This window comes from Leptospira andrefontaineae, assembly GCF_004770105.1.
GTDB classification, from domain to species: Bacteria; Spirochaetota; Leptospiria; order Leptospirales; family Leptospiraceae; genus Leptospira_B; species Leptospira_B andrefontaineae.
Map to the genome: position 1 here is coordinate 190550 of NZ_RQEY01000015.1, position 8765 is coordinate 199314.

Consider the following 8765-nt stretch of genomic DNA (forward strand, 5'->3'; position numbering starts at 1 on the left):
AATATTTTCGTCGTTTAACAAATAAATACATAAATTTTGCACTCTTTTACGTAGAAATCGGCTGGAAAAAAATTTCCAACCAAGGTCTCAATAGTATTGAATGTAGGATAACCTACAATAGAGTCTGTCTAAGCAGTACTTAAGACCTAAGAAATTAAATGGGGGGTCTTTTAGTGAGTAGTTTTTTTACAAGTAGATCAGTAAAACGTTTCTTTCTTCTCTCCTTAGTTTTCCTTTTTATTTCCAACTGTAGCGCCCTGGATTGGGGCTGGGTTAAACTCCCTTCAGGACTTGCCTGGGACGACCAAAACGAAACCTTAGATAGAAATCCTGTAGAAGGCTTTCGGGTAGAATTTCCGGAAGAATTGGGGCTGGATTCCAGACCCTTGGTCGAACTTTCCAAAAAACTCAGAAAAGAAAAAACAGAGGTCCGCTCTCTTCTTATCTTGAAAGAAGGAAACCTGGTATTCGAAAGATATGCCGGAGGTATTTCCAGAAATCATAATCATAATATGTATTCAGTGACTAAGTCTGTGGTCTCTATGTTATTAGGGATTTGTTATACAAATGATTGTGGAGTAGACTTAGAAGATAGTCTTTCCAGCGCAGAGTCCAGTTTGCCTGGCCTTCTTCCTTCCGAATTGAAAGGAAAAGAATCTATCCGACTCAAGGACGCATTACGTATGAGTTCAGGAATGGGTTGGGATTCGTTTCCTAAAAAAGAAGATATCAGAACTGACGCGGACCCTCTTGCGATTGCTTGGATCCCAATAGTAACTTCCGCACCTGGAACTAAATTCGAATATTCTAATGGAGATACTCAATTGGTTGCAGGTTATCTGGAAGCCAAGACGGGGAAGACATTATACGAATATTCGAAGAACACAGCATTTTCCTGGTTAGGTTTTAAGGGAGAAGAATGGAATACATCCAAATCCGGAAGACAGACCGCCGGTTTCGGACTTCGCCTAAGACCAATCGATATGGCAAAACTAGGCCAGCTTTATCTAGACGGAGGAAAATGGCAAGGCCGTCAGGTATTAAAACCTGAGTGGATCGCTATGACCTTAGAACCAGGTGTTGAAAAAAGATACGGACTCCAATTCTGGATCCATGAATTCGAAGGAAAACCGAGCTTCATGGCAAATGGAAAGGGTGGTCAGTTCATCTATGTGATCCCTCATCGTAAGATCGTTTTAGTGATGACCAGCGCCATTTGGGATAAGGCACCTGATCTAGTCTTAACTTCCGCTTTGGATGCAATCAAAGCATCTTTGGTATCTACGGATAAAATCCCTTCTCCAGATAGGGAAGAAGCGCTCCTAAGAGAGTTAAAAATATCTGCCAGAACTTCTCTAGACCCTAAGCTTAAAGAAGGGGCAGATGAAACAAGGATTGCAGCAGAACCAGGGATGAAACAAAATCATCCTTAAATGAAGACTGTCTTAATCCCCATCCCTCAAATAGATTTCGATCCTACAGAAGTATCCGTTCCTTGGAAGGTTCTAAAAGAAAACGGATACAAGATCATATTCGCAACTCCAAGTGGTACCTCTGGGGAAGCTGATTTCAGAATGGTAACTGGAAAAGGTTTGGGAATTCTTTCTCCAGTTTTAAGAGCGAAGAATGACGATGTTCTTCTTTATAGAGAATTAGAAAAATCGAATGAGTTTTTAAATCCTAAAAAGTATGAGTCTGTCAAATTAGATTCTTTTGATACGTTACTTCTTCCTGGAGGACACGCCAAAGGAATGAGAACCTATTTGGAATCGGATTCTTTGCAGAAATTGGTAGGGAATACATTTGCCGAAGGAAAACCTGTCGCCGCAATTTGTCATGGAGTCCTTCTTGCCGCAAGATCCAAAAATCCAAAAACAAAGAAATCCAGCCTATATGGGTTGAAAACAACAGGACTATTGAAGTCCCAGGAACTTCTTGCCTGGAATTTAACTCGGGCTTGGCTTGGAGATTATTACAGAACTTATCCCACACCATTGCAGGATGAAGTAATTTCTTTTCTGGAATCCAGCACGGATTTCCAAGAAGGGCCAATGCCTATTGGAAGAGATAGTTTCTCTAATATTAAACCGGGGTTCAGTGTTCTAGATAAGTCCTACCTTTCCGCAAGATGGCCAGGAGACGCGCATAAGTTTGCTCGTGAACTTCCTGAATTCTTCGGATAGTTCCGGTTTTTGATTTTCCTTTAACATAGTCTATGCATATTGACTATAGAGGGTTTGGATCATAGACTCTCTACTAAGAACGAAATGAGTTCCAAAGAACATTACATTTTTTTGGATGTGGGGGATACTCTCCTAACAATGAAAAAGCCCGCGGGGGAAGTGTATTTCGAAGTTCTAAAAGAATTCGGTTTAGATGGCTCTAAACACCCGAACGGCTATATGGAAAGAGCCTTTCGTAAAGCGTATGCTCACATGACGCGTCATCCGCTTCCGGACTTCAGAGATAAGTTCCATGCACATGAAGATGGAAGCGAAGGCTGGTGGAGAGAATTACTCGGCTTCTTCTTAAAAGAAATAGGATCAGAGCTGGAACCAGATCCTATATTCCAATCCATATTCAAACGTTTTGATGAACCTTCTGTCTGGGAAATAGATCCGGGCTTTTATGATCTAGTCGACTTTGCAAAACAAAGAGGTTCCGGTCTAGGGATCATTTCTAATTGGGATCATAGACTCAAACAGTTGCTAGCAAGTGTAGGTGTTCTGGATTATTTTTATCCAGTAATAGTTTCTGCAGAATTCGGATACGAAAAACCTTCTCCTTTGATCTTTCAAGAAGCTGAGAAGCTTGTGGGACTTTCTCCTGATAAATTGGTTTATTGTGGAGATAAGGTGGAGTTGGATATTGTGCCTACAAGATCCAGGGGATGGACTGCATTTCACAAGCACTCAGAAGGAGATATTCGCGATCTGGGAGAGTTGACCGCTATACTAAAAAAAGGGTAGTTTTAGTTTCTTTCATTACAGTATTCCTTCTTCGGGCTTTAGCCATCAAGGAAGGCATACTGTAACAGATAGAATTTAGAATTTGAATTCGAAAGCCAATCCGAATTGATTCCTAGAATCTACACTTCTCGGATTTGCACTCATTGGAGATGCCAAGGAATAGAGTAATGAACTTGAGTCGCCGCCCCCCATTAGCAATGATAGAGGATTTGGCGGATCTTTCACATCGGAACTGATCACCTCATGGATTGCTTTGGAAATTCCAAACGAAAGCTTAATTGCAAAAGATTCTGTGAAGCTGAAAGCATATCCAAATGAAAAACGATTTCCGTTAATTTTGTTTGTGACCTCACCATGGACTTTACTGTTAGTTGGCATTATAAAAGGACCGGAGGATAGGCCAGTCAATTTATTTTCGTAATTTCCACCACCATACACACTTTGGAAGTGCTCTACTCCTAGGCTTAACTTGTGCTTTTGAGCAAATACTAATTCATAATTTAAACCGATAACCCCATTTACTGTTTGTTCAGTGTAAGTGAGTTTTCGTTTGGCTAAAAAGTCGAGTCCAGGTAAAGAACCGAATGGAACGAGACCGGATTTGTTGTTAAGATCGGACGTTAATTCCGATTGATTGCCATATGCCTCCAGCCCGAGCCTTATTCCAATTTTTTCCAGAAAGGAATTCGAGGAATTATGAAAAGGTAATATATCTCCGTAATATCCAATCCTAGCTGTGGTGAGTTTATTATCAGAGTAATAGAAATTAGTTATGGAATTTTCTGCTAAAAAGCTCGCTCCTCCGCTTTTATTTAAATCATTCTGAGCTTCTCCTGCTCCCAACACAGCAGCAGAGACAAGAATATTACTTTTAAAAAAGCCTGCTCCGTGACGGATTCCCATTCCCCATTCGAAACCAACTCCTCGATAAGTGGGATTCGCGGTGGGATTATAATGAGTGTCTTTCCCTTGACCATTAATTCGGTTTAATTGTAATGCGTTTTCCATTACTAATGCGTTTCTTGTGGTAGCAGAAGTTATTGAATCTGCTGTCACTTTAAAATAAGTGGAACGTCGTTTCTCTGTTGCGGATGGATTTTGGTCTAGCGGGGCGGGAGTTTCCGTCTGTGCGAAAATCTCCGAATAAGAAAGGACAATCAATAGAATCCCTAAAATTTTTTTTACCATTTATTTCCTGCGGCAGTAAAATTCGGAATATCTTGGACGAAATATCCTCAAATTTGCCTTATATTTTTATAATTATTCGTAAATTTGGAAATACGGACAATAAAGACAAGTATTTCTCTAGTAATTGCGGTGGAATTTTGATTCACTTTACGTTAGGAGCCTTTGTTAAGAATAAATCCCTCCCTTTAGGAATATAAACAAGTCTAACGTAATACAAAAATGAAAGTCCTCGCAGTCTCCGGAAGTTTAAGAAAAGGTTCTTCCAATACAGCCTTATTACTCGCAGCAAAAAGGATCGCAAAAGATTCTTTGCAAATTACACTCGCCGATCCATTAGATAGGATCCCTCACTTTAATCCGGACCTAGATACGGATTCTCCTCCTAAAGAAGTTACTACATGGAGAAGGGAATTGAAAGAAGCAGACGCCATCCTTTTTTCTAGTCCCGAATATGCATTTGCAATCCCAGGTGTTTTGAAGAATGCACTCGATTGGATCGTATCCAGTGCAGAACTTTATGGAAAGCCTGTCGGACTGATCAATGCATCTCCAGGTTACGGTGGAGCTTCCAAGGCACAGGAGGCTTTTTTACATTTATTGAATGTACTCACAGTTAAGATAAATGATGGCTGTGTCTTAAGTATTCCATCTGTTAATAAAAAAGTGGATCCGGAAGGTAATATCATGGATGAACAAACGGAGAAGGAACTCAAAAGCTGCTTAGAAAGTTTGGAACGTTTGATCCAAGATTCTAAACTCTCCTGAATTATTATGGATTCGCGTTGTATAAATATCCCTAAAAGGATGTAAAATCATTAGAAAAGGGGAGAAAAGTCCATAAAACTCTGTTTTATTGTTATAAATCTTTTATTTTAAATAAATAATCTGTTATAGCGAATAAAATTCTTGCAATATTCTGAGATATTGATCATAATTGGAAGCAGGAGCATCGATTATGGCACTTAGATTAGGTGATGTGGCCCCGGACTTCCAGGCAGAAACTTCCGACGGGCCGATAGAATTTCATAAATATTTAGGAGAAGGTTGGGGGATCTTATTCTCACATCCAAAAGATTATACTCCTGTTTGCACTACAGAACTTGGTTACGTTGCGAAAATTAAGCCTGAGTTTGAAAAGAGAAATGTTAAGGTTCTCGCATTATCAGTGGATCCAGTAGACTCTCATAAGGGTTGGATCGGAGATATTAACGAAACCCAAAACACTACTGTAAATTATCCAATCATTGCTGATGCAGATAAAAAAGTTTCAGGTCTTTATGATATGATCCATCCTAACGCGAGCGAGACTACAACGGTTCGCTCCGTCTTTGTGATTGGTCCGGATAAAAAAGTGAAACTGACTTTGACTTACCCTGCATCTACTGGAAGGAACTTTGATGAACTTTTGAGAGTGATTGATTCTCTTCAGTTGACTGCGAATTACAGTGTTGCAACTCCTGCGAACTGGAAACATGGAGAGGATGTGATCATAGTTCCTTCTGTTTCCGATGAGGATGCTGAGAAAAAATTCCCGAAAGGTTTTAAGAAAATAAAACCTTATTTGAGATACACTCCTCAGCCGAATAAATAAGAAACAAATAAATGCCTATTTTAGAAAGGAGTCTTCGGGCTCCTTTTTTATTTTAAAGGAAATTCTCCGTGCTCCGAGATCTTGTCAGGTTCATTGTATTCCAAAATAGAATATTCTATTTTGGAATACTTAGGGTCAAAGGGGATTTTGGAATATTTATTCAGAATGCATATTCCGCAAAAATCTATGATCAGGAATCAACTTTCCGGACCTGTATTGGATTATGTAGAAAAGGAAATTGAAAATTTCCTGAAATGGAGTAAAATGTATGACAATGCCGATGTTTCATAGAATGCCTCGCAAATTTGAAGAGGTGATTGGAAGTCAAGGTGTAGATGAGTTTGTGGGTTTTATGAATACTGCCTTTGCTGCCAATAAGGAGAATATAGTGGAAATTGTTTCTGAAAGATTTGAACGACGTTTGTCGGAGGAAATTCACGCGTTTCGCTCCGATATTAAAACGGAGATTGCTGATTTAAGAGCGGAATTTAAATCGGACCTCTCAGAACTCCGGTCTGAATTTAAGAGTGAAATAGCTGAGCTTAGGGCGGATTTTAAGATGGAACTCAAGCAAGAAATTTCTGACTTAAGAAGTGAGATGAATGAAAAATTTGCGGAGGTCTACAAACTTATTTCTTCTCAAACAAAATGGGTGTTTGGTGCGGTAGTTGCATTGACAGGGATTTTTTCGATTATTGTAAAGTTATGAGCTTATTAGAATTTAACTTTTTATTAATTTCTGAATAGCCTCCTTCGCGATTTCCTTTCTTATTTCTTGAGCTTTCCTACGAGAATTTCTAGTTTCTGAAACCAGATCTGGATTTGCTGTTTTAGGATGCCCGCTCAAAAAAGGAGGTTCTGGATTGTATTCGATCATAAGTTGGATTTCTTCTGCTGCTTTTTGTCCTTGGATCTCGGCCACAACCTGCAATGCAAAATCGATCCCTGCAGTAACTCCTCCTCCAGTAATTCGATCTCGATCGATCACTACTCTGTCTTCTTTTACATCGATTTCTGGAAAAAGTTTTAAGACATCCAAAGAAAGCCAATGTGTGGTTGCCTTGTATCCATTCAATAGACCGGCTGCTGCTAAAACCAAAGAGCCGGTGCATACGGAACTAATGTATCTAGAGGTTTTCGATTTTTCTCTCAGCCAATTTAGAATCTTTTCGTTCTCCATAAGTCGATTGACTCCGAGCCCACCTGGAACTAAGACCAATTCCAAATCTAAATTTTCATCCAAAGTTCTGTCGGGAAGAATGGAAAGTCCTCTTTCGGAGGGAATTGGATCCTTGGTTTCTGCAATAACATGAACTTTCGAATTTTTCATTCTGGAAAATACTTCGTAAGGACCTACAAAATCCAATGGTGTCAGATCCGGAAAGATGAGTAATCCGATATTGAACTGGTCTTGCATAGATTATATGGGATGTGGCCCAGAAAAGTCTTCAAGTCGAATTTAAAGGAAAAATTTTGGAAGAATTGTGATGAGTCTATTTTTGGAAATTCAAATAGGGGAGAGAGAAGTTCAGATATTGATAAAAATCAGTTAGACAGATCTTCACCCTATATCCCAATTTGGCATATTCTGAATTGGGAAGTAGAATTAGTCTTGCTTGGCTAAAACAATCTACACTGAAGAATATAAGATTTTCCAAAAATTGCTTAAAAAAGCTCGGGAAGAAGCGGGCCTTACACAAGTGGATGTTGCCGAGGCGCTTAAAGCACCCCAATCTTTCATTTCAAAAGTCGAGGCGGGAGACAGAAGGATAGATGTTATCGAGTTCTGGAACCTGGCAAAACTATATAAAAAACCGGTCGATTTCTTCTTCAAGTTTGATGATAAAGCGGAGCCTAAATCTAAGAAGAAATCCTTAAAAGCCGCAAGTTCTACTAAAAGAAAATCCAAATAACGTATATCTTCTATCCGTTGGACTTCCAACCATCTATCTTTCTTAGAAAAGAATAGCCAAGAAGAACGGTCCTTCTAAAAAATACCGTGCCTTTAGGCAAAAGCTAAATGAAACCGAATCGAATTCTAAATCCCTGGGCTTACTGGGTTGTTCTGATCTTCATCTCCTTTCTTTCCTTTTGGGTTGGAAGGCTTGGCTTAGGGGATATGGAGATACCTTTTTCGGATATTGGATCCGAAACGGAAAGTGTAGTTGATTCTCATCATTTTGCAAGGCCTCGGCTAATTCTCAAAAACGTTCGGTTTTATTGGCAGAAGGATATTTTCGTGGAAGCGAATCGTCTTTCTTTGGAAACCATTCCTAAAAATGGGGAAATTCTCCCATTTGATCGGCCGGAACTTTTTACTCTTAAGATCTTAAACGGTAATATTCGGATCTCTTTCGAGAGTTTGGAAAAACTGTTGAATGGGAGACTATTCTCTTTTCCGGAATCCACTCTTCGTAAAATTAAACTTCGTCCTATTTTTCATAACGGTGCATGGAAACTTAAGATTTCAGGAGAGGTCAAATTTGTAGTTTGGGTCTCCTTCGAAGGTATCGCAACCGTTAAGATCGATCCGGAATCCGGCAGGATCTTGGTTGAAAATGAAACCGTTCGAGCATTATTAAATCCTTATACAAAAGAACTTTTAAATACTGTAGGTGTATCCATTGAGGACCTGGTCCGTTTTCCTAAGGGGAAAGGTTTGGTCTTTTTGGGAAACAAGGTGTTTTTCGAACCGTTTTCCGTTTTTCCCGATCCAGAAGTAGAAGGTAAGATCAAAGATCTCAAATTAGATGAGAATTCATTGGACATTGAGTTCCTTGCAGAACAGGAGGTTCCCTCTCCTAAAACAAATTCCAAAAATTATATTTATGTTACTGGTGGAAAATTACTCTTCGGAGGGATTCAAGTTCACCAGGGAAGGGTCTTACTCCAAGACAGAGAAGAATCTTCTCTGTTCGAGTTCTGCTTTTCAGAATATAAAAAAGCTTTGTCTCTCTCCAATGTAAAGATGGAGGAAGACGGACGTATCCTTATCTTCATGCCTGATTCTCCTCCTC

The 8765-nt window shown here is 39.5% G+C and carries 10 protein-coding genes; 8 read left to right on the forward strand and 2 right to left on the reverse strand.

Features of this window, described 5'->3' with window-relative positions; translation table 11 throughout:
- The first annotated feature begins 158 nt into the window (after positions 1–158).
- From EHO65_RS09915 to EHO65_RS09925, 3 genes are all read left to right on the forward strand, one after another.
- On the forward strand, positions 159–1433 hold the full coding sequence (locus EHO65_RS09915; RefSeq protein WP_135773935.1) for a serine hydrolase domain-containing protein: 1275 nt from the start codon (positions 159–161) through the stop codon (positions 1431–1433).
- Positions 1434–2183: a type 1 glutamine amidotransferase domain-containing protein gene (locus EHO65_RS09920; RefSeq protein WP_135773936.1), complete on the forward strand. Its 750-nt coding sequence runs from the start codon at positions 1434–1436 to the stop codon at positions 2181–2183.
- Positions 2184–2267: 84 nt separating this feature from the next.
- Positions 2268–2969 (forward strand): HAD-IA family hydrolase, encoded by a 702-nt coding sequence (locus tag EHO65_RS09925; RefSeq protein ID WP_135773937.1) that lies wholly within the window; start codon positions 2268–2270, stop codon positions 2967–2969.
- A gap of 75 nt (positions 2970–3044) precedes the next feature.
- Here EHO65_RS09925 and EHO65_RS09930 read toward each other — a convergent pair whose 3' ends face one another.
- Positions 3045–4157, reverse strand: a complete 1113-nt coding sequence (locus tag EHO65_RS09930) for a hypothetical protein (protein WP_135773938.1) — start codon at positions 4155–4157, stop codon at positions 3045–3047.
- Between the two features lie 219 nt (positions 4158–4376).
- Here EHO65_RS09930 and EHO65_RS09935 point away from each other — a divergent pair, with 219 nt between their 5' ends.
- The 3 genes from EHO65_RS09935 to EHO65_RS09945 all read left to right on the forward strand — a co-directional run bounded on the left by EHO65_RS09935 (position 4377) and on the right by EHO65_RS09945 (position 6457).
- Entirely contained in the window at positions 4377–4922 is a 546-nt protein-coding gene (locus EHO65_RS09935; protein WP_135773939.1) for an NADPH-dependent FMN reductase, read from the forward strand.
- A 190-nt stretch (positions 4923–5112) separates the two neighbouring features.
- Positions 5113–5748, forward strand: coding sequence for a peroxiredoxin (locus EHO65_RS09940; protein WP_100709186.1), 636 nt, complete (start codon positions 5113–5115; stop codon positions 5746–5748).
- Positions 5749–6028: 280 nt separating this feature from the next.
- On the forward strand, positions 6029–6457 hold the full coding sequence (locus EHO65_RS09945) for an LA_3696 family protein (RefSeq protein WP_208744043.1): 429 nt from the start codon (positions 6029–6031) through the stop codon (positions 6455–6457).
- 12 nt (positions 6458–6469) lie between these two features.
- Here the strand turns inward: EHO65_RS09945 and EHO65_RS09950 are convergent, their stop codons facing one another.
- Positions 6470–7165 carry a DJ-1/PfpI family protein gene (locus EHO65_RS09950; protein ID WP_135773941.1) on the reverse strand — a complete coding sequence of 232 codons (696 nt, stop codon included), beginning with the start codon at positions 7163–7165 and terminating at the stop codon, positions 6470–6472.
- 199 nt (positions 7166–7364) lie between these two features.
- Between EHO65_RS09950 and EHO65_RS09955 the strand changes: the two genes are divergently transcribed.
- Both EHO65_RS09955 and EHO65_RS09960 read left to right on the forward strand, forming a co-directional pair.
- Positions 7365–7661, forward strand: coding sequence for a helix-turn-helix domain-containing protein (locus EHO65_RS09955; protein ID WP_135773942.1), 297 nt, complete (start codon positions 7365–7367; stop codon positions 7659–7661).
- Positions 7662–7768: 107 nt separating this feature from the next.
- Positions 7769–8765, forward strand: a 997-nt coding sequence (locus tag EHO65_RS09960) for a hypothetical protein (RefSeq protein WP_135773943.1), incomplete at its 3' end; no start/stop codon positions are given.